The sequence below is a fragment of the Corallococcus sp. CA053C genome (assembly GCF_003611675.1).
In the GTDB taxonomy this organism is placed as follows: Bacteria; Myxococcota; Myxococcia; order Myxococcales; family Myxococcaceae; genus Corallococcus.
The window spans coordinates 1-21,524 of record NZ_RAWA01000130.1 but is presented as its reverse complement, the minus strand read 5'-3'; the positions used below and the strand labels follow the sequence as shown (position 1 = coordinate 21,524).

Annotated in this window: 18 protein-coding genes; 7 read left to right on the top strand and 11 right to left on the bottom strand. The window is 70.2% G+C overall.

The genetic code is table 11. From position 1 onward, the window contains the following. Positions 1 to 1,374: 1,374 nt before the first annotated feature. Complete coding sequence (locus tag D7V97_RS18810; protein ID WP_120612026.1) at positions 1,375 to 2,493, top strand: alpha/beta fold hydrolase; 1,119 nt, start codon at positions 1,375 to 1,377, stop codon at positions 2,491 to 2,493. Here D7V97_RS18810 and D7V97_RS18805 read toward each other — a convergent pair. The 3 genes from D7V97_RS18805 to D7V97_RS18795 form a co-directional block, all read right to left on the bottom strand. Then, positions 2,471 to 3,667: a metallophosphoesterase gene (locus tag D7V97_RS18805; protein WP_120612025.1), complete on the bottom strand. Its 1,197-nt coding sequence runs from the start codon at positions 3,665 to 3,667 to the stop codon at positions 2,471 to 2,473. The two genes, D7V97_RS18810 and D7V97_RS18805, sit on opposite strands and share 23 nt — an antisense overlap. Before the next feature lie 85 nt (positions 3,668 to 3,752). Continuing rightward, a complete protein-coding gene (locus D7V97_RS18800) occupies positions 3,753 to 4,310 on the bottom strand; it encodes a Uma2 family endonuclease (RefSeq protein WP_120612030.1) in 558 nt (185 codons plus the stop codon). 147 nt (positions 4,311 to 4,457) lie between these two features. Further along, positions 4,458 to 5,012 (bottom strand): Uma2 family endonuclease, encoded by a 555-nt coding sequence (locus D7V97_RS18795; RefSeq protein ID WP_120612029.1) that lies wholly within the window; start codon positions 5,010 to 5,012, stop codon positions 4,458 to 4,460. 371 nt (positions 5,013 to 5,383) lie between these two features. Here D7V97_RS18795 and D7V97_RS18790 point away from each other — a divergent pair, with 371 nt between their 5' ends. Further along, positions 5,384 to 7,423 (top strand): catalase, encoded by a 2,040-nt coding sequence (locus D7V97_RS18790; RefSeq protein WP_233582961.1) that lies wholly within the window; start codon positions 5,384 to 5,386, stop codon positions 7,421 to 7,423. A 20-nt stretch (positions 7,424 to 7,443) separates the two neighbouring features. Here D7V97_RS18790 and D7V97_RS18785 read toward each other — a convergent pair whose 3' ends face one another. Beyond that, a complete protein-coding gene (locus D7V97_RS18785; protein ID WP_120612024.1) occupies positions 7,444 to 7,749 on the bottom strand; it encodes a putative quinol monooxygenase in 306 nt (101 codons plus the stop codon). Positions 7,750 to 7,866: 117 nt separating this feature from the next. Here D7V97_RS18785 and D7V97_RS18780 point away from each other — a divergent pair, with 117 nt between their 5' ends. Both D7V97_RS18780 and D7V97_RS18775 read left to right on the top strand, forming a co-directional pair. Next, the gene (locus tag D7V97_RS18780; protein WP_120612023.1) at positions 7,867 to 8,742 is read left to right on the top strand and encodes a DUF1003 domain-containing protein; all 876 of its coding nucleotides are present in this window, start codon (positions 7,867 to 7,869) and stop codon (positions 8,740 to 8,742) included. 13 nt (positions 8,743 to 8,755) lie between these two features. Further along, the gene (locus D7V97_RS18775; RefSeq protein ID WP_120612022.1) at positions 8,756 to 10,033 is read left to right on the top strand and encodes a dicarboxylate/amino acid:cation symporter; all 1,278 of its coding nucleotides are present in this window, start codon (positions 8,756 to 8,758) and stop codon (positions 10,031 to 10,033) included. A 1-nt stretch (position 10,034) separates the two neighbouring features. On the opposite strand, the gene D7V97_RS18770 is transcribed toward D7V97_RS18775, so the two are convergent. Beyond that, the gene (locus tag D7V97_RS18770) at positions 10,035 to 11,252 is read right to left on the bottom strand and encodes an SO2930 family diheme c-type cytochrome (protein ID WP_120612021.1); all 1,218 of its coding nucleotides are present in this window, start codon (positions 11,250 to 11,252) and stop codon (positions 10,035 to 10,037) included. Between the two features lie 24 nt (positions 11,253 to 11,276). Then, positions 11,277 to 12,821, bottom strand: a complete 1,545-nt coding sequence (locus D7V97_RS18765; RefSeq protein WP_120612020.1) for a parallel beta-helix domain-containing protein — start codon at positions 12,819 to 12,821, stop codon at positions 11,277 to 11,279. 351 nt (positions 12,822 to 13,172) lie between these two features. Here D7V97_RS18765 and D7V97_RS18760 point away from each other — a divergent pair, with 351 nt between their 5' ends. Next, positions 13,173 to 13,643, top strand: a complete 471-nt coding sequence (locus tag D7V97_RS18760) for a hypothetical protein (protein ID WP_147444867.1) — start codon at positions 13,173 to 13,175, stop codon at positions 13,641 to 13,643. Positions 13,644 to 13,688: 45 nt separating this feature from the next. On the opposite strand, the gene D7V97_RS18755 is transcribed toward D7V97_RS18760, so the two are convergent. After that, a complete protein-coding gene (locus D7V97_RS18755; protein ID WP_120612018.1) occupies positions 13,689 to 14,537 on the bottom strand; it encodes a neutral zinc metallopeptidase in 849 nt (282 codons plus the stop codon). 146 nt (positions 14,538 to 14,683) lie between these two features. Further along, entirely contained in the window at positions 14,684 to 15,913 is a 1,230-nt protein-coding gene (locus D7V97_RS18750; RefSeq protein WP_120612017.1) for a hypothetical protein, read from the bottom strand. Between the two features lie 167 nt (positions 15,914 to 16,080). On the opposite strand from D7V97_RS18750, the gene purF reads away from it, so the two are divergent. After that, on the top strand, positions 16,081 to 17,466 hold the full coding sequence (gene purF / locus D7V97_RS18745) for an amidophosphoribosyltransferase (protein ID WP_233582959.1): 1,386 nt from the start codon (positions 16,081 to 16,083) through the stop codon (positions 17,464 to 17,466). 13 nt (positions 17,467 to 17,479) lie between these two features. Here the strand turns inward: purF and D7V97_RS18740 are convergent, their stop codons facing one another. Together D7V97_RS18740 and wecB are read right to left on the bottom strand one after the other, a co-directional pair. Then, entirely contained in the window at positions 17,480 to 18,469 is a 990-nt protein-coding gene (locus D7V97_RS18740) for an RluA family pseudouridine synthase (RefSeq protein ID WP_120612015.1), read from the bottom strand. A gap of 66 nt (positions 18,470 to 18,535) precedes the next feature. After that, entirely contained in the window at positions 18,536 to 19,657 is a 1,122-nt protein-coding gene (wecB, locus tag D7V97_RS18735) for a non-hydrolyzing UDP-N-acetylglucosamine 2-epimerase (protein ID WP_120612014.1), read from the bottom strand. 105 nt (positions 19,658 to 19,762) lie between these two features. Between wecB and kdsB the strand changes: the two genes are divergently transcribed. Then, a complete protein-coding gene (kdsB, locus tag D7V97_RS18730) occupies positions 19,763 to 20,500 on the top strand; it encodes a 3-deoxy-manno-octulosonate cytidylyltransferase (protein WP_120612013.1) in 738 nt (245 codons plus the stop codon). Positions 20,501 to 20,509: 9 nt separating this feature from the next. Here the strand turns inward: kdsB and D7V97_RS18725 are convergent, their stop codons facing one another. Then, a complete protein-coding gene (locus D7V97_RS18725; RefSeq protein WP_120612012.1) occupies positions 20,510 to 21,358 on the bottom strand; it encodes an aldo/keto reductase in 849 nt (282 codons plus the stop codon). Between the last annotated feature and the right edge of the window lie 166 nt (positions 21,359 to 21,524).

Genomic DNA, 21,524 nt, shown 5'->3' with positions numbered 1-21,524 from the left:
GGCAGCGTCAGAGGTGTATAAGAGACAGGCCCAGCCCCGCCGCCACCGCGAGCCCCAGCACCACGAAGGACGCCAGCTTCTCCGGGTAGCGGAAGGGCCGCCACAGCGGCAGCGCCTGATACACCCAGCCGTACACGGGCAGCGTCGAGCCCAGCACCAGCAAGAGCAGCAGCACCCACGCGCCCACGAACACCCAGGTGCGCCCCTTGCGCCACGACGCCCCCAGGCCCGCCAGCGCGAGCACGCACGCGGGCGTCCCCACGTAGAGCGAGTCCACCCACGCACGCGTGAAGCCGCCCATGAAGACGAGCTTGCGCACCACCACCTCGGGGATGCCGCGCACGCCCACCGGATCCGTGAGGAACGGCCCCACCAGCAGCTCCCCCAGGCGCAGCGGGTGCAACGACAAGCGCTGCGCCTCCGCCACCGTGCGCGCCCCGGGCTCCCCGGTCAGCACCAGCCCCGCGGCGGGAAACAACTGGGGTGCGGCGAGGAGCCCACCGGTAACCACCATCAACAGACACACCGCCGCGCGCCGGGCCCACGTCTCCGGCGCCTTCACGGGCTCCGACAGGGCCACGAGCATCCCCAACGCCTGGGTGACGGCGAACGCCTGCGCGTCTCCACCAAACGCGACGAGCGCCAGCAGCAGCCCGCCCACCGTCAGCCGCGCGGGCGTGGGCCTGCGCACGAAGCGCAGCACGCCCCACAGCGCGGCGGGTACGGCGCTGGCGGCCAGCAGGTACGTGGGGTTGTTGGTGATGCAGACCAGGTAGCCGCTGAAGGTGAACGTCAGCGCCCCGAACAGTGTGCCCGCTCGGGGGACGTCCCACTCGCGCAGCAGCGCCGCCGTGCCCAGGAACGCGACCGGGAAGCACAGCAGCACGGTGAGCTTCACCGCCACGCCCAGCGGCAGCACCAGGTGCAGCAGCGTCGTGGGGTGGAACACGCCGGAGATGAAGATTGCGGGGAACGACTGCCCGAAGCCGTCGGCGGGGAACCAGTCCGGGAACTGGCCCTGCGCCATGCGCGAGGCCTGGTAGGCCCGCATCGGGTAGAAGGCCCGCAGCGTGTCGCCCGCGAGGAAGATGTCCCGCGTGAACGTCGCCCGGAAGAAGAAGAGGGCCGGCAGCACCAGCGCCAGGGCGCCCAACACCCCACGCCACACACGCCCAGAGGCGTCTCCCGGTGGAGGGGGCGCGTCCGCATCCATCGGGGCTCCAGGGGTCATGTCCACGGGCGACGGTCATCGTCGGTGAGGGGCCCCCCGGCGCCAAGTGTCATCTTCCCAAGCCCCGCCCCTCGCCGGGTGGCCACCGTCCCGAGCGCCGCGCTACACGTCAGGCTCGCTTCCTTCAGGGAATGGGACCCACCATGCTCGCACGCACCTGGCGCGGGGTGACGAAGGCGGAAGACGCCGACGCCTACCTCACCTATCTCCACCAGACGGGCCTGACGCACTACCGGCGCACGCCCGGCAACCTGGCCGCGTACTGCCTGCGCAAGGTCGAGGACGGGCGCGCGGAGTTCCTGCTCGTCACCCTCTGGGAGTCCATGGACGCGGTGAAGCGCTTCGCGGGGGACTCGCCGGAGCGCGCCATCTTCTTCCCGGAGGATGACCGCTACCTCATCGAACGCGACCTGCACGTCACCCACTACGAGGTCCCCTTCGCGGAAGGGCAGGCCTTCGCCAATCCCCGCGTCCAGTTCGAGGACTTCCGCGTGGCCGGGCCCGCGGGCGACCTGCGGCTGGTGGACACCGGGGGCGGGGGCAAGACGCTGCCCGTCGTCTTCGTGCACGGGCTCGCGGGCAACGCGTCCCACTGGCAGGCGCAGCTGGAGCACCTGGCCGCCCGGGGACGCCGGGGCATCGCGCTGGAGTTGCGCGGCCACGGGGGCTCCACGCTGCCGGAGCCGGAGGACTACACGCTGGAGTCCCTCGCGGGGGACGTCTCCGCCGTGGTGCGGGGGCTGGGCCTGCGCCGCTTCGTGCTCGTGGGGCACAGCATCGGCGCGGGGGTGGCGCTGGCCGCCGCGGGGGAGAGTCCCCGTCAGGTGGCGGGCCTGTTCCTGGTGGATCCGATGACGGCCGCGCTGCACTACCCCGCGGCGGAGCGGGAGTCCTTCATCGCCTCGCGTGACGCGCCCGACGTGGCGCAGGCCGTGCGGCAGGACTGGGCGCAGATGGCCGGTCCCCGCGCGGACGTGCGCGAGCGGCTCCTCGCCGACCTGGACGCCACGCCCCTGCGCGCGGTGGTGGGTGTGCAGCGCTCCTGGGCGCGCTTCGACCTGAAGGCCGCGCTCGCGCGCTACCCAGGTCCGAAGTTCTCACTCGTCGCGCCGGACAACGACGAGCCGAGCAGCCTCCACCGGCTGTCCGACGACGTGCCCCACCAGGTGGTGCAGGGCGCCGGCCATTGGATCCACCTGGACCATCCGGACGCCGTCAACGCGGCGCTGGACGCCTTCCTCACGCTGTCAGCACCAGCTTGACCAGCTCCGGGGGACTGCCCAGCCGCATCGGCGGTCCCCAGAAGCCGCAGCCCCGGCTGACGTAGAGGTGGGAATCGCCGTGCCGGTAGTGGCCGGCGGAGTGCTCCCACTGCAGCCGGATGAGGGCCGTCATGGGGAACAGCTGGCCGCCATGGGTGTGTCCGGAGACCTGGAGGTCCACGCCCCGCTCGGCGGCGACCTTGAAGTTGGCGGGCCGGTGCGCGAGCAGCACCGCGGCGCGCTCGGGGTCGCGGCCCGCGAGCGCCTGCTCCAGGTCATAGCCCTTCTGTCCCAGGCGTCGTCCGCCGTGCCAGTCATCCACGCCCACGAGGTCGAAGGCACCGCCCGCGTCCCCGATGCGCACGTGCCGGTTGCGCAGCGACGTGATGCCCATCGAGTGCAGGTAAGCCACCCAGGCGTTGGCGCCGGAGGCGTAGTCGTGGTTGCCGGTGACGAAGAAGGTCCCGTACCGGGCCTGGAGGTTTCCGAGCGCCGCGACGAAGCCGCCCAGCCGCGGCACGCTGCCATCCACGAGGTCCCCGGTGATGGCCACCAGGTCCGGCTTGAGCGCGTTGGCCCGCCGCACCAGCTCGTCCAGGAAGCGGCGCTGGATGAAGGGGCCCACGTGCACGTCGGTGAGCTGCACGATGCTCAGGCCCTCCAGCGCGCGGGGCAGCCGGGGGATGCGCACCACCAGCTCCGTCACCTCCGGAGCGGTGAACGCGCGCCAGCTTCCGTAACCGGCCAGGCCCCCACCCAGCGCGAGCGCTCCACCCGCCGTCGCCCGGGACAGGAAGCGCCGCCGCTCCACGTCCACGGAAGGCACGGAGGAAGACGCGGGCACGGACGCGCGGGGCGCGCCGGAGCGGAGGCGACGACCCACCGCCAGCACGGCCCGGCCCGCGTCGAGCCCGGCGAGCGCGAGCACCAGACACAGCGCCAGCCCCATCCACGAATAGGACACCAGCTCCACCACGTCGCCGGGCGCTTCCGGAAGCATGCGCTGCAACGCACGGCGTGACACCAGCACCAGCGTCATGACGCCCAGCGCGAGCGCGGCGATGAGCCGGGGAGCGCGGCGCGGGGTGAGGTTCCACACGAGCCGCCGGAACAGGTACACGTGGCCCACGAGCGCACCCAGCGCGATGAGCAGGGAGACAGGAGACAACGGCATGACGGCAAGCCTCCCGCGCCTCAAGACCTCGCGCACCTGAATCCCGCCCGCCTGCCCCCCGAGCGAAAGAAAGCCAACGCCCCGGTCAGCTCCGCGCGTCCCAGAGGTAGGCGAGATCCAGGGCCAGCGCCTCGAAGGGCTCGACGCGCACGGGTTCGACTCCGGTGTGGGTGGCCACGAGCGAGTAGCCGCCCGCCTCCAGCCGGAACACCTCCAGCACGCGAGGCACCGGATCGATGAACCAGACGTGCCGCACGCCTTCGCGCGCATACACCGGCAGCTTCGCCTTGCGATCCAGGGTCCTCGTCGACGGGGACAGCACCTCACAGAGCCAGTCCGGCGCGAGGGTGAAGGCTGGAACATCCAGAGACGCGGGAAGCCGTTCGCGTCGCCAGCCCGCCACGTCCGGAACGAGGACGTCATCTCCAAAGTGGAGCTCGGGCTCGTCCAGGATCAACCAGCCTCCAGGTCCTCCACGCCCTTGGTCGAAGGGCCCCCCCAGCGCAATGCCCAGCCGTGAAGACGCGATGGCGTGGGGGAATGCCGGCCGTGGGCTCGCATACAGCTCCCCCGCGACAATCTCCCCCACGACATGCGCGGGAAGTGCCTCCAGGTCCGCATAGGTCGCGGGTTTCTTTCCCATGGATTCGCTCCAGTCCTCGCCGCCGCCCATCACTCTATCCATGAACGGAAGGGGTAGCACGCCCGTCTGACGTGCAGGGTCCCATGGTTCCTCAAGGACCTGAAAGGTCCTCCCAACCCGTCAGCCATGGACGGGCGACAACGGTGTTCACTGGGCATCCCAGATGAACGGCAGGTCCAGCGCCACCGCGTCGAAGGGCACCGCCCTCACGGGCGTCGTCCCGGTATGCGTGAGGAGCGCCGTGTAGCGACCGTCCATCAGGGCGAAGACTTCCAGCGTGAGCGACAGCGGATCCATCAGCCACACGTGCCGCACGCCCTCGCGCGCGTACACCGGCAGTTTCGCCTCGCGGTCCAGCGTCCGCGTGGAGGGTGACAGCACCTCACAAACCCAATCAGGAGCGAGCGTGAAGGCCGCGACGTCAAGAATCCTCGGCATCCGCTCGCGCCGCCATGCAGCCAGATCCGGGACCAGGACGTCCCTACCCAGATGCAACTCCGGCTTGTCCAGGATGAGCCAACCTCCAGGCCCTCCACGCCCTCGGTCGAAAAGCCCTCCCAACTCCCCGCCGAGCCTGGAGGTCACCGCCGTATGTCGCAACACAGGCCGCGGGCTTGCATACAGCTCCCCCGCGACGATCTCCCCCACGACATGCTCGGGAAGTGCCTCCAGGTCCGCGTAGGTCGCGGGTTTCTTTCCCATGGATTCGCCCCTGTCCTCGCCGCCCATCACTCTATCCATGAACGGAAGGGGTAGCACGCCCGTCTGACGTGTCAGGGCGTCATCCGCAACTCCTACCCTACACGTCTTCCCCGGAAGCAGCGCCTTTCGCGAAGGACACCTGACGCTCGCTGGCCAACGTCCCCAACGCGCACCACCGGACAACCGCGGCCCGCTTCGTCCGTCACCTCGCAGACGCAACCGTTGTCCGGACGTACGGGCCGCGCTGCGCGCGCCCATGCGGGCAGTCTGCACGCCCCCTTGAAGGAGGCAGTGCAGTGAGCTCACAGAAGCAGCCGGACGCGGTGCACATCGACGAGAACAGCAAGGACGCGCAGCTCGCGTCCAAGCGCATGGATCCCACGGGAAGCTTCCTCACCACGGACCAGGGCATCCGCGTCGAGCACACGGACGACTCGCTCAAGATTGGCGCGCGCGGCCCCACGCTGCTGGAGGACTTCCACTTCCGCGAGAAGATGACCCGCTTCGACCACGAGCGGATCCCCGAACGCGTTGTCCACGCGCGCGGCTCCGCGGCCCACGGCTACTTCCAGCCGTACGAGTCCCAGGCGAAGTACACCCGCGCGAAGTTCCTCCAGGACCCGGCCAGAAAGACGCCCGTGTTCGTGCGCTTCTCCACCGTCGCGGGCTCGCGCGGCTCCGCGGACACCGTGCGCGACGTGCGCGGCTTCGCGGTGAAGTTCTACACGGAGGAGGGCAACTTCGACCTGGTGGGCAACAACATCCCCGTCTTCTTCATCCAGGACGGCATCAAGTTCCCGGACATCATCCACGCGGCCAAGCCGGAGCCGCACCACGAGATGCCCCAGGCCCAGACGGCGCATGACTCGTTCTGGGACTTCGTGTCGCTCGTCCCGGAGACGCTGCACATGATCATGTGGACCATGTCCGACCGCGCCATCCCGCGCAGCTTCCGGATGATGCAGGGCTTCGGCGTCCACACCTTCCGCTTCATCGACGCGAAGAACGTGTCGCGCTTCGTGAAGTTCCACTGGAAGCCGCTCCTGGGCACGCACTCGCTCGTCTGGGACGAGGCGCAGAAGCTCGCGGGCAAGGACCCGGACTTCCACCGTCGGGACCTCTTCGAAGCCATCGAGCAGGGGGACTTCCCCGAGTACGAGCTGGGCGTGCAGATTGTCGAAGAGGCGGACGCGCAGAAGCTGGGCGTGGACCTGCTGGATGCGACGAAGCTCATTCCCGAAGAGGTCGCCCCGGTGCTGCCCGTGGGCAAGCTCACGCTCAACCGCAACCCGACGAACTTCTTCGCGGAGACGGAGCAGGTCGCGTTCTGCGTCGCCAACATCGTGCCGGGCATCGACTTCACGGATGATCCGCTGATGCAGGCGCGGCTCTTCTCGTACCTGGACACGCAGCTCACGCGCCTGGGCGGGCCGAACTTCGCGGAGCTTCCCATCAACCGTCCGCTGGCGCCGGTGCACAACCACCAGCAGGACGGCTTCGGCCGGCACACGAGCAACGTGGGCCGGGCCAACTACCACCCGAACTCGCTGGGCGGCGGCTGCCCATTCCTCGCGGGCCAGCAGCAGGGCGGCTTCGTGCACCAGCCGGAGCAGGTGACGGGGCAGAAGCTGCGCGCGCGCCCGGAGTCCTTCAAGGACCACTACAGCCAGGCGGCGCTGTTCTTCCGCAGCCTCTCCGCGCCGGAGCAGGAGCACCTCATCGACGCCTGCCGCTTCGAGCTGGGCAAGGTGGAGTCCAAGGCCATCCAGGAGCGCGTGCTGGAGCACTTCGCGAAGATCGACGCCCTGCTGGTGACGGCCGTGGCGGAAGGGCTGGGCCTGCCCGCCCCGAAGGCCACGCCCGCCGCGCCCAAGGGCCCGCCCGCGTCCAAGGCGCTGAGCATGGAGGCCATGAAGCTGCAGATGCCTCCGTCCATCAAGACCCGGCGCATCGCGGTGCTCGTCGCGGACGGCGTGGACTCGGATGAGCTGATGGCGGTGCGCAAGGAGCTGGAGGCCCAGGGCGCGCAGCTGAAGATCATCGCCAAGCGCCTGGGCACGGTGAAGGCCGCGAACGGCAAGGACCTGCCGGTGGACAAGAGCGCCATGACCACGGCGTCCGTGGAGTACGACGCCGTCTTCATCCCCGGTGGCGCCGCGAGCGTGGCGACGCTGAAGAAGGACGGAGAGTCGCGCCACTTCGTGCAGGAGGCCTACCTGCACTGCAAGACGGTGGGCGTGTCCAAGGACGCCGAGGACCTGCTGAAGGCCTGCGAGATCGACCCGGCCGCGCCGGGCGTCGTCAGCGGCGCCGGGTCCGGAAGCGGCTCGGCGTTGGCCACGGCCTTCGCGAAGGCGCTGTCGAACCACCGGCATTGGGACCGCAAGGACCACGACCGCGTCCCGGCCTGAGTCGCCGTGTCGCTACGACGTCACCGCGTCCACTGCACCGCGGTGACGTCGTAGTGCCGCATCTCCTCGATGTCCGGGATGAAGGGACGGATGGCGGCGAGGAAGGGCGGGAAGTGGGCGCTCTTGCGGAAGCCCTCCATGTGGCCCTCCGCGGAGTCCCACTGGATGCGCAGGATGTAGTGGTCGGGAGCGTCGTGGCAGCGCGACAGCTCGAAGCCCAGACAGTGGGGCGAGGCGCGCAGGCTGTCCTGCGCGGTGACGTAGGCCGCCTCGAACGCCTGCGCCCGTGCCTCTGCAATCTTGTAACGGATGTATTCGACGATCATGCGCGCCAGCCTAGACCTTCCGAGCAGGGAGCGCGCCAGGGCTCGGGATCACGGCCTTCACGGGCCGGGCACAGGAGGCGTGCGGGACCTCGCGACGCGAGGCTAAGCTCCGCCGCCATGCCCGCCGACGTGGCCCTGCTGAAGGAAGTCCCCCTCTTCGCCGCCCTCGACGACGAGGAGCGCGCCCTGCTCGCCACGCAGCTGGAAGAAGTGCGCGTGGACGCAGGGCACAAGGTGTTCAGCCGGGGAGACCCGGGCGGCGCCATCTACATCATCAGCTCCGGCGAGGTGCAGCTCTCCGTGGAGGACACCACCGGGCACCTCATCGTCTTCGAGACCGCCCGGCGCGGGGACTTCTTCGGGGAGCTGTCGCTGCTGGACGGCGACCCGCGCAGCGCGGACGCGCGCGCCATCCAGGACACCTGCGCGCTGAAGGTGGACCGGGGCGACCTGGAGCAGCTCTTCCGCCGCCACCCCTCCAGCGCCATGGACGTGCTCACCGCGATTGGCCGGCGCCTGCGCGAAGCGGATCAGCTCCTGCGCACCCGCCCCACCCTGAGCCCCAACCAGACGGTGGAGGAGCGGCTCACCACCATCCAGCGGCTCGCGGACGGGCTGTCCGCCTTCAGCGGCACGTTCACCTTCCTGCTGCTCCATGCCGTGTGGTTCGCGGTGTGGATGGCCATCAACCTGGGCTGGGTGCGCATCGTGCACCCGTTCGACCCGTTCCCCTTCGGCCTGCTCACGATGGTGGTGAGCCTGGAGGCCATCTTCCTCTCCTGCTTCGTGCTCATCAGCCAGAGCCGGCAGGCCGCCAAGGACCGCATCCGCTCCGACGTGGAATACGACGCCAACATCCGCGCGGGCATGGAGGTCACCCACCTGCACACCAAGGTGGACCACCTCTATGAGCAGACCATGGCGCGGCTGGCGGCGCTGGAGCGCGGCGCGCAGGACGGAAGGCGGTTAGGGTCTCCCGGTCCGCCGGTGTGAGAGGTGTCGCGCGATGAGTCCCTGGGCCCGCTGGTTCCGCATCCCCTTCTGGCAGCGCGTGCTGGGCGCCTTCGTCCTCGGGGCCCTCGCGGGTTGGGCCCTCGGTGAAAAGGCCGGCATCTGGCTCCAGCCCCTGGGCACGCTCTACGTCCAGCTCATCCGGATGATCGCCACGCCGCTCGTCTTCTTCGCCGTCATCCACGCGGTGTCCGCGCTGCGCGGCCAGAAGAGCGTGGCGAAGCTGGGCGGCCGCACCTTCCTCTGGTTCGCCGTCACCGCCGCGCTGGCCGTCGGCGTCGGGCTGGGCACCGCCGCCTTGACGAAGCCGGGCGTGGGCGTGGGACAGCTCCAGGTGGCCACCGACTACAAGCCCCGGCAGGTGCCCGGCCCGGTGCAGGTGCTGCTGGACGTGGTGCCCACCAACCCCTTCGCCGCGCTGGCGGAGGGCCGGATGCTCCAGGTCATCTTCTTCGCGGGCCTGCTGGGCTTCGCGCTGGTGAAGCTGGGGGACCGCACGTCGCGCCTGCGTGAGCTGGTGGGCGAGGCCAGCGAGGCGATGATCCAGGTCACCCGCTTCGTGCTGGAGCTGACGCCGCTGGGCACCTTCGGCCTCATCGCGGCGCTGGTGGGCACCTACGGCTTCGAGCGCCTGCTGCCCCTGGGCACCTTCGTCCTCACGCTGTACCTCGCGTGCGCGCTGCACGTCGTCTTCGTGTACGGGGGCCTGCTGCTCGCGCACGGGCTCAACCCACTGCGCTTCTTCCGGGGCGCCGCGCCCGGCATGCAGGTGGCGTTCGTCAGCTCCTCCAGCTTCGCGTCCATGCCGGTGGCCCTGCGCAGCGTCACCCACAACCTGGGCGTCAACCGCGACTACGCGGCGTTCGCGGTGCCGCTGGGCGCCACCATCAAGATGGACGGCTGCGGCGCCATCTACCCGGCGATGACGTCGCTGTTCGTCGCGCAGTACTTCGGCCTGTCGCTGTCCGCGCCCCAGCTCTTCATCATCCTGCTGGCGTCGGTGCTGGGCAGCTTCGGCACCGCGGGTGTGCCCGGCACCGCGGTGGTGATGACCACCGTGGTGCTCAGCGCCGCGGGCCTGCCCCTGGAGGGGCTGGGCTACCTGCTCGCCATCGACCGGGTGCTGGACATGATGCGCACCCTCACCAACGTCACCGGGCAGATGCTGGTGCCGGTGCTGGTGGCCCGCGAGGAGGGGCTGCTCGACCTGGCCGTCTACAACCGCGCGTCGAGCAACGTGGGGCTGGAGGAGCCCCCGTCGCCCGCGGCCTGAGCTACTTGCAGGTCTTCGGCGGCAGCGAGTCGATCCAATCCGCGATGAGCTGCGAGCCCTCCGCGTGGTGAACGACGCGGCCAATCTGCGGCATCATCTTGCCGTCCTCCTCCGTGTGCAGCCGGTACCAGAGGATGGACTCCGCGTGGTTGCCGGGGACGATGTCGAACTCGCCGCCCACACCGCTGCCCGCCGACCCCGGGCGCTTGCACTCGCCCAGCGTGAACACGTCCGTGTTGTCGATGTTGAGGAACAACCGGCTGGTGATGCCCGCCGTCCCCTTCGGGTTGTGGCAATGCCCGCAGTTGATGTCCAGGTACGTGCGCGCCCGCGTGGTCAGGTCCGCCGCCGTCGCGTCGAAGGCGTCCGGCGCCTTGGGCAGCTCCGCTGGCGCGGGCAGTCCGTCCAGCTTGCCCAGTGACGCCAGGTACTCCAGCTGGTCGCGCTCCACGCCGCCGTACGTGTTCGCGTGGTGCAGGTAGCGCGCCTTCACGCCAATGGGGTGCATCACCTGCGCGCCCGTCTCATCCTGGAGGTGGTGGCACTGCAGGCACTGGTTCTTGGAAGGCACCGCGTAGGTGAACGCCTGCGTCTTCCCCTCCAGGTCGATGAACGTCACCGACCGGGAGCGCCCGCCGGTGGCCTGCGTCGCCTCCGTCTGCGCGTCATTCCAGACGTAGGGCCACGCCTCCCAACCCGTGGGCTGGCGCACCAGGACGCGCGTCTCGATGACCCGCACGTCCTGGTCCGGCTTCCGCAGGTCCGCCGGGAAGGCGAACGTCTTGGTGATGAACGTCCCCACCGGCAGGTCCAGCGCGTCCTTCGGCTGGTAGTGCGCCACCGCGCCGGGGGGGATGTAGAGGGTGCGTGACTTGACCGCGTAGTCGGAGAACAGCGCGGTGGACAACGTGTACGGCACGTTGCCCTCCACCGGCACCAGCCCCCCATCCGCCGGGGTCCCGGTGAACAGCCCGAGGCCCGACAGGACAGTGGGAACAGGTACCCGCCCGGCGTCCGGCGTGCCCGCGTCGGGCACACCGGCGTCCACCGTCCCCGCGTCGGGAACGCCCGCGTCCTCCTCCACCCCTCCGGCATCCGACACGGTCGTGCCCGCGTCGGGTGGGGGCCCGGGGACTTCCGGGTTGGAGGAACCGCAGGCCGCCAGCGCGAGGGCCAGCAGCACCACGGAGAGACGGGGGTTCACGAACGACGTCCGCATGGGTGTCACACTCCCTGACTGCGATTACTTGATGTTGTCGCCAATCGTCAGCGCGGGGGAGAAGCCCGCGCATTCGAACGGCGTCCCGGTGGCGGCGTAGTGGCGCGTCTTCGCCCAGCCGCCGGCCAGGTCACTGTTCTTCAGGGCGGCGCCCGCCGCGAGCAGGTCCAGGTCCACGATGGCGGTGGTGGTGCCCTTGGGCAGCGTGTTGTTCGTGAAGCAGATGTTGATGGGGTTCACGTCCGTGCGGGGGTGACCGAACGGGTCCACGCCATCCCACACCAGGTGCTCCACGTTCGGCGTGCCCTGCGTCCCGCCGTACGTGTAGAGGGTGGCCACCAGCGCGCCCAGCGGACGGCGCTGCGGATCCAGCTTGCCGTTGTCCACGTTGTCGCCGCTGCCGCCCTTGAACACGTTGTCGTGGATGTTGATGTCCGCGCTCGCGAAGTTGAAGCCGCCCGCGGCCCACAGCGCCGGATCCTGCTCGATGACGAGGCCGCTCAGCACCGCCACGTCCAGCGAGTTGTTGTTCTCCCAGGTGTTCCCGGTCAGCTCCACCCGGCGCGACGCCAGGATGAACGTGCCCGTGCCGGCTGGCACCTGCGACACCGTGCTGCTGCTGGCGGCCACCGACGCGAAGTTGTTCCGGTTGTTGTCGGTGATGATGTTCTTCACCACCCGGATGTCCGTGCCCTTGATGGGATTGCCCGGCAGGTCGAACACCACGAGCCCCGTCGTGTTGTCCCGCGCGGTGTTGCCGATGACGTAGGCGTACTTCGTGTTCTCGATCTCGATGCCCGCCACGTTCTGCAGCGCCACGCTGTTGCGCACGATGGCGTACTCCGTCTGGCCCACGTAGATGCCCGCGTCCGCGGCGTTGTAGGCCTCGCACTCGTCGATGACCACGTACTTGGACTTCACCGGGTACAGGCCGTACTTGCCGTTGGTCTCCTTGTCGGCCTGGGCCCACTCGGTGCGCACGCGGCGCATCACGACGTCGGTGGAGGACTCGACGCGCACCGCGTCCTTCTTCGCGTTCCACACCGCGAGGTCACTCACCTCGAAGCGCTTGCCCACCACGTCCAGGCCGTTGGAGTTCGCGGCGGCGTTGGTGAACACGAGCACCGTGCTGGAGGCCGTGCCCGTGCCCTCGCCCTTCACGCCCTTGCCCGCGCCCTTGATGGTGATGCCGTTCTGGCGGATGGTGATGGCGTTGTCGAAGGTGAACGTGCCTGCGGCCAGCTGGATGGTGGTGCACTCGGCCAGCGTGTTGACCTGGTCCTGGAGCGCCTCTTCCTGCCCCGGCGCGAACGTCAGCGTCGCCGTGGCCTTGCCCTGGCAGGAGAAGTCGCCCGCGCTGCCGCCGTCCCAGGGGATGCCCGTGTCCACCGGCGGCCCCGCGTCCGTGCCGGCGTCAGTGCCCGCGTCCGTCGTGCCCGCGTCCACCGGCTGCGAGCCGGAGTCCGGCTTCTTGTCGTCGTCGTCGTCGGAGCAGGCGGTCAGGGAGAGGGCCCCCAGAAGGGCCAGAAGGGCGGCGCTCGATGCGCGGGTCCACTGCAAACGGGGCATGTCGTTTCCTCCGCGAAGCCGCTCCGCCTGGGACCCTGGGGAAGGACCCGGGCCCGCGAAGCAGCGGGAAGGCGGCATGCTCGGAGCAAAGACACACGGGCGACAAGCACAAGTTGCACGTTTGTGTTTTGACGCAGTGCCCCTTTGGCCACGCGGGAAAAAGCACGCGCACGCGGTAAGCCTATCGTCCGAAATGTGTCCGGAACGCGATGGACGCAAGGCTCCGAGGCCGGCGACCGGGCGGGCGACCCGGGCTCCCGCGTGCGCTCCCCGGGCCCCACCCGGGCGGTCATCTTGAAGGGGTGTCGCGGCACCATCCCCCCTCTCCCCGCGACGGAAACGAGGACTCCCATGCGTGCAGGCACCATGGCGACCCTGGTGGTGGCGCTCGCGTCCGGCGTGGCCACGACGGCGTTCGCCCAGGAGGACGAGGCGGCTCTTGCCCCCGACAGCAATGACTCGCAGACCCAGGAGGACCCGCAATCACTGGCAGCCGGCTCCAGCGAGGGCACCTTCTGGGACAATTACTGGTATCAGCCGCCCGCCCAGGGATCCTGGGACACGCAGCCGCTGAACGGGACGTACCAGCTGGAGCAGCCCCTCAACGGCACGTACCAGCTCGAGCAGCCGCTCTATGGCACCTACCAGCTGGAGCAGCCCCTCAACGGGACGTATCAGCTCCAGCAACCACTCAACGGCACGTATCAGCTCCAGCATCCGCTCAACGGCACGTACCAGCTTCAGCAGCCGCTCAACGGGACGTATCAGCTCCAACAGCCGCTCAACGGGACGGGCACCTCGCGGGCGCCGCGCTCACGTTGAGCGGATGCGCGTCCCCCGTTGCTCCGGGGGACGCGTGAAGCCCCGTCAACGCTTCGCGTTGAAGGTGTCGCAAGCCTCCAGCGTGCCCTGCTCCAGGCCGCGCTTGAACCAGGTCATTCGCTGCGCGGAGGAGCCGTGGGTGAAGGACTCGGGGACGACGCGGCCCCGCGCTCGCTTCTGGAGGGTGTCGTCGCCCACGGCGCTGGCGGCGCCCAGGCCCTCCTCGATGTCGCCCTGCTCGAGGATGTTGCGCGCCTTCTGCGCACGGCCGGCCCAGATGCCGGCGAAGCAGTCCGCCTGCAGCTCGGTGAGCACGGAGAGCTGGTTGGCCTGCTCCTCACTCGTGCGGCGGCGCATCGACTGCACCTTCTCGGAGACGCCCAGCAGGTTCTGCACGTGGTGCCCCACCTCGTGCGCGACGACGTACGCGCGGCCGAAGTCACCGGGCGCGCCGAAGCGGCTCTCCAGCTCGTTGAAGAAGGTCAGGTCCAGGTACACGCGCTGGTCGCCCGGGCAATAGAAGGGCCCCACCGCGCTCTCCTGCGCGCCGCACGCGGACTGCACCGCGTCCGAGAAGAGCACCAGGCGCGGCTGCACGTAGCGCACGCCCATGGGCTCCAGCAGCGCGGGCCAGGTGTCCTCGGTGTCCGCGAGGATGACGGAGACGAAGTCCTTCATCTCCTCCTGCTGCGGATCCACCGGGCCTGAACCGCCCGTCGCCGGGTCCTGGGACCTCGAGCCGATCTGCACATCGGACGGGTCTCCGCCCAACAGCATCACCAGCAGCGCCACCACCAGCGACGCGGCGCCACCGCCCACCGCGAGCGGGCGACCGAAGCCCGACCCCCGCCGGTCCTCGATGTTCGAGCTGCGACGTCCCCCTTGCCACCGCATCCGGTACCCCTTTCTTGTCCAGCCGCCCTGCGGTCCAAGGTAGGCAGCCGTTCCGGCATCAGCGATGGGGATTCCCCCAGCTTCGCTCCGCCAGGAGGTCCGCAGGGCAGGCAGGCGGGCGGGCCCCCGCATGCACATCCGTGGGCTCAGTCCGGAGGCGAGAAGCCCACCGTCCCGGACGCAACGCGCGCGGCGGCGCCCAGACGGTCCAGCAGGGCCGGACCGAAGTACTGGCGCCGCGACTCGCCCTGTCCACCGAGCACCAGCTCCGGCGTGTCCAGGTAGCCCACGTAGCCGTTGGCGAGCCCCAGCACATGGGTCGCGCCCGTGAGGTCCGCCAGCGCCCGTCCCGCGGCCGTGGTGGGCTCGCCCGGAAGCGCCAACAGCTCCAGCGGCCCCAACGCCAGCGCATCCACCTCCGCCTCGCGGGGCGCGGACGCGCACAGGAAGTTGTCCCCCGCCGCACGCGTGAAGGACGGCACCAGCCGCGAGGAATCCGGCCGGGGCATCGCGGCCTGCACGCGCGCGAAGGCCAGCCGCACCGGCCCCGCCACTGGCGCCGGAGTGGCCCCATCCGCCAGCGCCGACAGCTTGCGCGCGAAGCCCGCGGCCCGCTCCGCGCCCTGCCCTTCCGAATACGCCACGGACGCGTTGCCCTCGCTGCCCTGCACGAACAGGGTGATGCCGTGGCCCGCCTCCTCGCGCAGCGCGCTCAGCCGGCCCGGATAGTCCGGATCCACCAGCGCCCGCTGCCGGGGAATGAGCGTGGCGTGCGCGGCGAACACCAGCACCTCCGCCACCGGTCCGGCCGCGCCCTTCAGCGCCACGCGCGTGAGCTGCCCATCAGGGGCCTGTCCCCCGGAGCGGGAAGTGACGAGCCCCGCGTCCACCGCCGAGCGCTGGTAGCGCCCCGTCCCGGAGAGCTGCGCCACCCAGCGCGTGTCGTAGCCCCCGAAGGAGGAGTGCGTGTGCGTGGCCACCACCAGCACCTCCTTCACCCCGACCGCCGCCGCGCGCTCGCGCACCTGCTCCACGATTTCCGGGGTAACGAAGAGCAGCTCCAGCGACACCACCCCCACCCGCGCCCCTCCAGCCTCCAGCACCACGGCCCTCGCGTGGAGGGGCAGCTCGGCCTGGCTCGCCTCGGGGCGGGGCGGCGCGTAGCCGGCCACCACCACCGGGAAGGGCGGAGCGAGGGCCACTTTCGCCGCGCCTGCCCGCAGGGTGCCTTCGCCTCGCACCTGGGACAGCACGCTCGGCGTCTGCTCCTCCCAGCGCCCGCACCAGTTCCAGGAAGCAAGCGCGTACGCGGCCCCCGCCGTTAGCAAGGCGAAGGGCAGCAAGGTGCGGAGGACGGAGCGCCGGGAAGAGGACATGCCGGAAGGAGCCTAACCGCTCCCATCACCCGGACGGCTCCCACCTTTCCGGTCAGCGGCACCTTGCCTGGCCTACAGGGGCCGACGTCGACGGCGGGAGGAATACCCACCGTGAAGGCATGCGTTCCTGTTCCGCTTCGCGGTCGAAAGGGGTAAGGCAGCGCACCATGTGCGGGATCTTCGGAATCACGGGTCACGGAGAAGCGTCCAACCTGACGTACCTCGGTTTGCACGCCCTTCAGCACCGCGGACAGGAGTCCGCCGGCATCGTCTCGTCCGACGGCCACACCCTGCGCGCGCACCGGCAGATGGGGCTCGTCGCGGACATCTTCACCGCACCGGTGATTGAGGGTCTGCCGGGCGACGCGGCCATCGGCCACGTGCGCTACAGCACGGCGGGCGGCAGCCAGCTCAAGAACGCCCAGCCGCTGTTCGTCGCGTACGCGGGCGGCCAGTTCTCCATCGCGCACAACGGCAACATCGTGAACGCGGCGGAGATCAAGGCGTCGCTGGAGGCGGAGGGCGCGCTCTTCCAGTCGGACGCGGACACGGAGGTGGTGATGCACCTCCTCGCCCGCTCCAAGCAGCCCACCTTCGAGGCCAAGCTGGTGGAGGCCCTGCGCAAGGTGGAGGGCGCCTACAGCATCCTGCTCCTCACGGAGGACAAGCTCATCGCGGTGCGCGACCCCCACGGCTTCCGGCCGCTGGTGCTGGGCAAGATGAAGGAGGGCGCCTACGTCGTCGCCAGCGAGACGACGGCGCTGGACCTCATCGAAGCGGAGGTCATCCGCGAGATGGAGCCCGGGGAGCTGGTCGTCATCGAGAACGGCGTGCTGCGCGCCAGCATGCCCTTCAAGCCCGCGCCCCGGCTGGGCCGCTGCATCTTCGAGCACGTCTACTTCGCCAAGCCGGACTCGGTGCTCTTCGGCAGCAGCGTCTACGAGGTCCGCAAGCGCCTGGGCATGCAGCTGGCCCGCGAGCAGCCCGCACCGGACGCGGACCTGGTCATCGCGGTGCCGGACTCGGGCGTGCCCGCCGCCATCGGCTTCTCCCAGACGAGCGGCATCCCCTACGACGTGGGCCTCATCCGCAGCCACTACGTGGGCCGCACCTTCATCGAGCCCCAGCAGTCCATCCGTCACTTCGGCGTGAAGCTGAAGCTGTCCGCCGTGCGCAGCGTCCTCAAGGGCAAGCGCGTGGTGGTGGTGGACGACTCCATCGTGCGCGGCACCACCAGCCGGAAGATCGTCAAGATGCTCAAGGCCGCGGGCGCCGTGTCCGTGCACCTGCGCATCTCGTCGCCGCCCACGCAGTGGCCCTGCTACTACGGCATCGACACGCCCAGCCGCACGGAGCTCATCGCCGCCAGCCACTCCACGGAGGAGATCGCCAAATACGTGACGGCGGACTCCCTGGGCTACCTGTCGTTGGAAGGCCTGGGCACCGCGGTGGAAGACCCCAAGCGCAACACCTACTGCACCGCGTGCTTCTCCGGGCAGTACCTCACGGAGAAGCTCTCCCGCGACTCGGACGTCGCCAAGCTCAGCGCCTGAGGAGCCCGGCCCTTCAGGGGGCCGGCGTCTTCCCGGCGATGAAGTCCCGCAGGTCCTCCGGCAGCGGTGAGACGAAGGTGACGCGCTCACCGGTGCCCGGGTGCGGGAACGTGATGCGCTCCGCGTGGAGCGCGTGCCGGGGCAGCCGCAGCCGCACCCACGCCTCGGGCTCCAGGGTGTGTTTGCTGAAGCGGTCGAAGTAGCCCGGATCCGGCCCGTACATCTTGTCCCCCACCAGCGGGAAGCCCGCCGTGTGCAGGTGGATGCGGATCTGATGCTGCCGGCCCGTCTCCGGAAAGCAGCGCAAGAGCGCGAACGGCGCGCCGTCCTGCACGAAGCGCTGGAGCACCTGGAAGCGCGTGCGGCTGGGCTTGCCCTGCACCGCATCAATCCGCACCGCGATGCGGATGAGGTCCGTGCCCTCCGCGATGGGCGCATCGACGTGGAAGGTGTCCTCGGGCGGGTGGCCTTCACACAGCGCGAGGTACTCCTTGTGCACGTCGCGCGACAGGAACAGCCCGCCCAGCACGCGGCAGGACTCGGTGGTGCGGCCGCACACCACCAGCCCGCTCGTCTCGCGGTCCAAGCGGTGCGCGGGCTCCGCGAAGCGCTCTCCGAAGCGCTCGCGCAGCAGCGTGACGAGGGTGCCCTTGTGGTAGCGCGCGGTGGGGTGGATGGGCAGCCCCGCCGGCTTGTCGAGCACCAGCAGCCAGTCATCGGAGAAGACGACGGGCAGCTCCGTGGGCGTCGCGGGCTCCTGGCTCGCGGGGCGGCGGATCCGGAACGTCAGCCCCGGGTACACGGGCGTGGAGGGCTTGAGGCGGTACGCGTCGCACAGGACGCCGCGCAGGATGATGCCCTGCACGCGCTCCAGGTCCATGCGGCGGATCTTCTCGCAGAGGTAGCGGTCCAACCGCCAGCCGGCGTAGTTCGGCTCGACGACGAACGGGATGTCCACGTAGCCGTCGGGAACCTCCGCGGCGGGCGTCACCGGCTCGGTCATCGCAGTGGCAGTGGCAACAGGAGCGTTGTCTTCACGCATGACGTGGCCCCTGCTCTACCACCACGCTCACCCGAACGCGCGCCTCGTCTCCACGCCCAGCACGCGCGCGTAGAGGTCCGCGATGCGCTCGCCGGTGCGGCCGTCCCACAGCTCCGGCACGCGGCCCTTCTTCGCGTCGCCCGCGAGGACGCGGTCGGCCGCGACACGGATGCGCGTGGGGTCGGTGCCCACCACCTCGTTGGTGCCCACCTCCACGGTGATGGGACGCTCGGTCTCCTCGCGAAGGGTGAGGCACGGCACGCCCAGCGCCGTGGTCTCCTCCTGGAGGCCGCCCGAGTCCGTCATCACGAGCTGCGCCTGGGACGTCAGCGACAGGAACTCCAGGTAGCCCATGGGGTCCACCAGCTTGAGGCTCGGCGTCTTCTCCAGCTCGGTCGCCAGTCCCTGCTCGGAGATCATCTTGCGCGTGCGCGGGTGCACCGGGAAGACGACGGGCACCTTCTTCGCCACGTGGATGAGCGTGGACAGCAGGCCCGCCAGCAGCTTCGGGTTGTCCACGTTGGACGGGCGGTGCAGCGTCGCCACCACGTAGGCCCTCGGCGTGAGCCCCAGGTTCTTCAGCGTGGGGAGCTGGTCGGCCTTCTCCTTGGACGACAGGAGCGAGTCGATCATCACGTTGCCCACGAGGTGGATGCGCTTCGGGTCGATGCCCTCCTTCAGGAGGTTCGCGTCCGCGTCGCGCGAAGGCGTGAGCAGCAGGTCGGAGAGCCGGTCGGTGACGACGCGGTTGATCTCCTCCGGCATGTGCCGCTCGAAGCTGCGCAGGCCCGCTTCCACGTGCGACAGCGGGATGGCCAGCTTGGACGTGACGAGCGCCGCGGCGATGGTGCTGTTCACGTCGCCCACCACCGAGACCAGGTCCGGCTTCTCCTTGAGGAAGATCTTCTCCATCTCCACCATCATCTTCGCCGTCTGCTCGGCGTGGCTGCCGGAGCCGATGCCCAGGTGGATGTCGGGGGCCGCCATGCCCAGGTCGGCGAAGAACACGTCGCTCATCTTCGCGTCGTAGTGCTGGCCGGTGTGCATGACGAGCTGCTGCAGCGGGGTACGCGCGGCGATGGCCCGGTGAATGGGGGCCACCTTCATGAAATTCGGACGCGCGCCAACGATATGGATGACCTTCTTCATGTCGTTGCGGAAAGTAGGCACGGCGCCTTGTCTGCCTAGTGGCACAGGGTGGCCAGCGGCCCCGGTGCGAGTGCGGGACGTCCTGAATCTGATAGATGACGCCCCATGTCCGCCCCCCGGCCCGTGGCCGTCATCCCCGCCCGCCATGCCAGCACCCGCTTCCCTGGCAAGCCGCTCGCCCTCATCGCCGGCCGCCCCATGGTCGAACACGTCTGGCGCCGCTGTCAGGAGGCCCAGGCCTTCTCCGAGGTCTGGGTCGCCACCGATGACACGCGGATCCGCGACGTGGTGGAGGGCTTCGGCGGTCGCGCGGTGATGACCAGCCCCCAGTGCCCCACCGGCACGGACCGCATCGCGGAGGTGGCCCGCGCCCGGCCGGACGTGGACGTGTGGGTGAACGTGCAGGGGGATGAGCCGCTGGTGGACCCCGCCGCGCTCAAGGTGCTCGCGGACCTCTTCCAGGACGACACCGTCCACATGGGCACCCTGGTGCGCGCCCTGGAGCCGGACGAGTTGGAGAACCCGAACGTGGTGAAGGCCGTGCTCGCCCTCAACGGCGACGCGCTCTACTTCAGCCGCGCCCCGGTGCCGCACGTCCGCGAGCCCGGCACGCCCGTGCGCCGCTGGGCCCACCTGGGCCTCTACGGCTACCGGCGGGACACGCTGCTTCAGCTCGCCACCCTCTCCCCCACCCCGCTGGAGGAGGCGGAGAAGCTGGAGCAGCTGCGCGCCATGGAGCACGGCCTGCGGATCCGCTGCGCCCGCGTGTCCTGGCGCACCGTGGCGGTGGACGTGCCGGAGGACGTGGCCCGCGTGGAAGCGCTCCTGCGCGAGCGCGGCTGAGCGCCCGCGTCAGATGACCGGCAGCGAGTCCGGCTCGTCGCCCCGGGGGAAGGCCGCGTCGATGCGCGCGAGCTCCTCCACGGTGAGCTTCAGCGAGGCCGCCTTCGCGTTGTCGCGCACGTGGGCGACGTCGCTGGCCTTGGGGATGGCGAACAGCGACGGCCGGCGCACGAGGAACTGGAGCGCGACCTGGTACGGCGTCGCGCCATGCGCGCGGGCGATGGCCGCCAGCACCCGGCCCCCCGCGCTGTCCGGTGACGGGAAGTGGCCGTTGCCGAACGGGCTGTAGGCCACCACCGCCACGCCCCGGGCCTCGCACCACGGGACGACGGCGTGTTCGATGGCGCGCTCCTCCAGGTGGTACAGCACCTGGTTGCACGCGATGCGCCCCGGGCCCGCGAGGGCGAGCACCTCCTCCAGTTCCTCCACCCCGAAGTTGCTCACGCCCCAGGAGCGGATCTTCCCGTCCTTCACCAGCTGCTCGAAGGCGCGCACCGTGCCCTCCAGCGGGTGGGAGCCGGGCCAGTGCAGCAGGTAGCAGTCCAGGTGGTCCGTGCGGAGCCGCTTCAGGCTGCGCTCGCACGCGGTCACCGAGCCCTTGAGCGTCGCGTTCGACGGCATCACCTTGGACACGAGGAACACCTCGTCGCGCCGGCCTTCGAGGGCCTTCGCCACCAGCGCCTCCTCCACCTCACCGCGCCCGTACAGCTCGGCGGTGTCCACGTGGGTGAGCCCCAGGTCCAGCCCGGCGCGCAGGGCGCGGATGGCCCCTTCTGCGTCGTCGTCCTCCATCTGCCAGGTGCCCTGACCGATGACGGGCACCGCCACTCCGGTGTTGCCGAAGACGCGCTTCTCCATGGCCCCTCCTCGCATGGGAACTGCCTCCAGGAGATAGCACCGCCGCCACCCCGGCTGCATCCCGTGCCGGCACGGCCCTGCCGGCTGCATGCCTGGCGAGAGTCCAGTAGGCTCCGGCGGTGCCCCCATCCGTCAACCCTCCGACGCCCCGACGCCCCCTGGGCGT

Coding starts and splice junctions, on each gene's coding strand:
- D7V97_RS18770 (WP_120612021.1), bottom strand. CDS start 11,252: ATGCGGACGTCGTTCGTGAACCCCCGTCTCTCCGTGGTGCTGCTGGCC.
- D7V97_RS18805 (WP_120612025.1), bottom strand. CDS start 3,667: ATGCCGTTGTCTCCTGTCTCCCTGCTCATCGCGCTGGGTGCGCTCGTG.
- D7V97_RS18785 (WP_120612024.1), bottom strand. CDS start 7,749: ATGATCGTCGAATACATCCGTTACAAGATTGCAGAGGCACGGGCGCAG.
- wecB (WP_120612014.1), bottom strand. CDS start 19,657: ATGAAGAAGGTCATCCATATCGTTGGCGCGCGTCCGAATTTCATGAAG.
- D7V97_RS18755 (WP_120612018.1), bottom strand. CDS start 14,537: ATGCGGTGGCAAGGGGGACGTCGCAGCTCGAACATCGAGGACCGGCGG.
- kdsB (WP_120612013.1), top strand. CDS start 19,763: ATGTCCGCCCCCCGGCCCGTGGCCGTCATCCCCGCCCGCCATGCCAGC.
- D7V97_RS18780 (WP_120612023.1), top strand. CDS start 7,867: ATGCCCGCCGACGTGGCCCTGCTGAAGGAAGTCCCCCTCTTCGCCGCC.
- D7V97_RS18750 (WP_120612017.1), bottom strand. CDS start 15,913: ATGTCCTCTTCCCGGCGCTCCGTCCTCCGCACCTTGCTGCCCTTCGCC.
- D7V97_RS18790 (WP_233582961.1), top strand. CDS start 5,384: ATGGATCCCACGGGAAGCTTCCTCACCACGGACCAGGGCATCCGCGTC.
- purF (WP_233582959.1), top strand. CDS start 16,081: ATGTGCGGGATCTTCGGAATCACGGGTCACGGAGAAGCGTCCAACCTG.
- D7V97_RS18765 (WP_120612020.1), bottom strand. CDS start 12,821: ATGCCCCGTTTGCAGTGGACCCGCGCATCGAGCGCCGCCCTTCTGGCC.
- D7V97_RS18725 (WP_120612012.1), bottom strand. CDS start 21,358: ATGGAGAAGCGCGTCTTCGGCAACACCGGAGTGGCGGTGCCCGTCATC.
- D7V97_RS18800 (WP_120612030.1), bottom strand. CDS start 4,310: ATGGGAAAGAAACCCGCGACCTATGCGGACCTGGAGGCACTTCCCGCG.
- D7V97_RS18760 (WP_147444867.1), top strand. CDS start 13,173: ATGCGTGCAGGCACCATGGCGACCCTGGTGGTGGCGCTCGCGTCCGGC.
- D7V97_RS18740 (WP_120612015.1), bottom strand. CDS start 18,469: ATGACCGAGCCGGTGACGCCCGCCGCGGAGGTTCCCGACGGCTACGTG.
- D7V97_RS18795 (WP_120612029.1), bottom strand. CDS start 5,012: ATGGGAAAGAAACCCGCGACCTACGCGGACCTGGAGGCACTTCCCGAG.
- D7V97_RS18775 (WP_120612022.1), top strand. CDS start 8,756: ATGAGTCCCTGGGCCCGCTGGTTCCGCATCCCCTTCTGGCAGCGCGTG.
- D7V97_RS18810 (WP_120612026.1), top strand. CDS start 1,375: ATGCTCGCACGCACCTGGCGCGGGGTGACGAAGGCGGAAGACGCCGAC.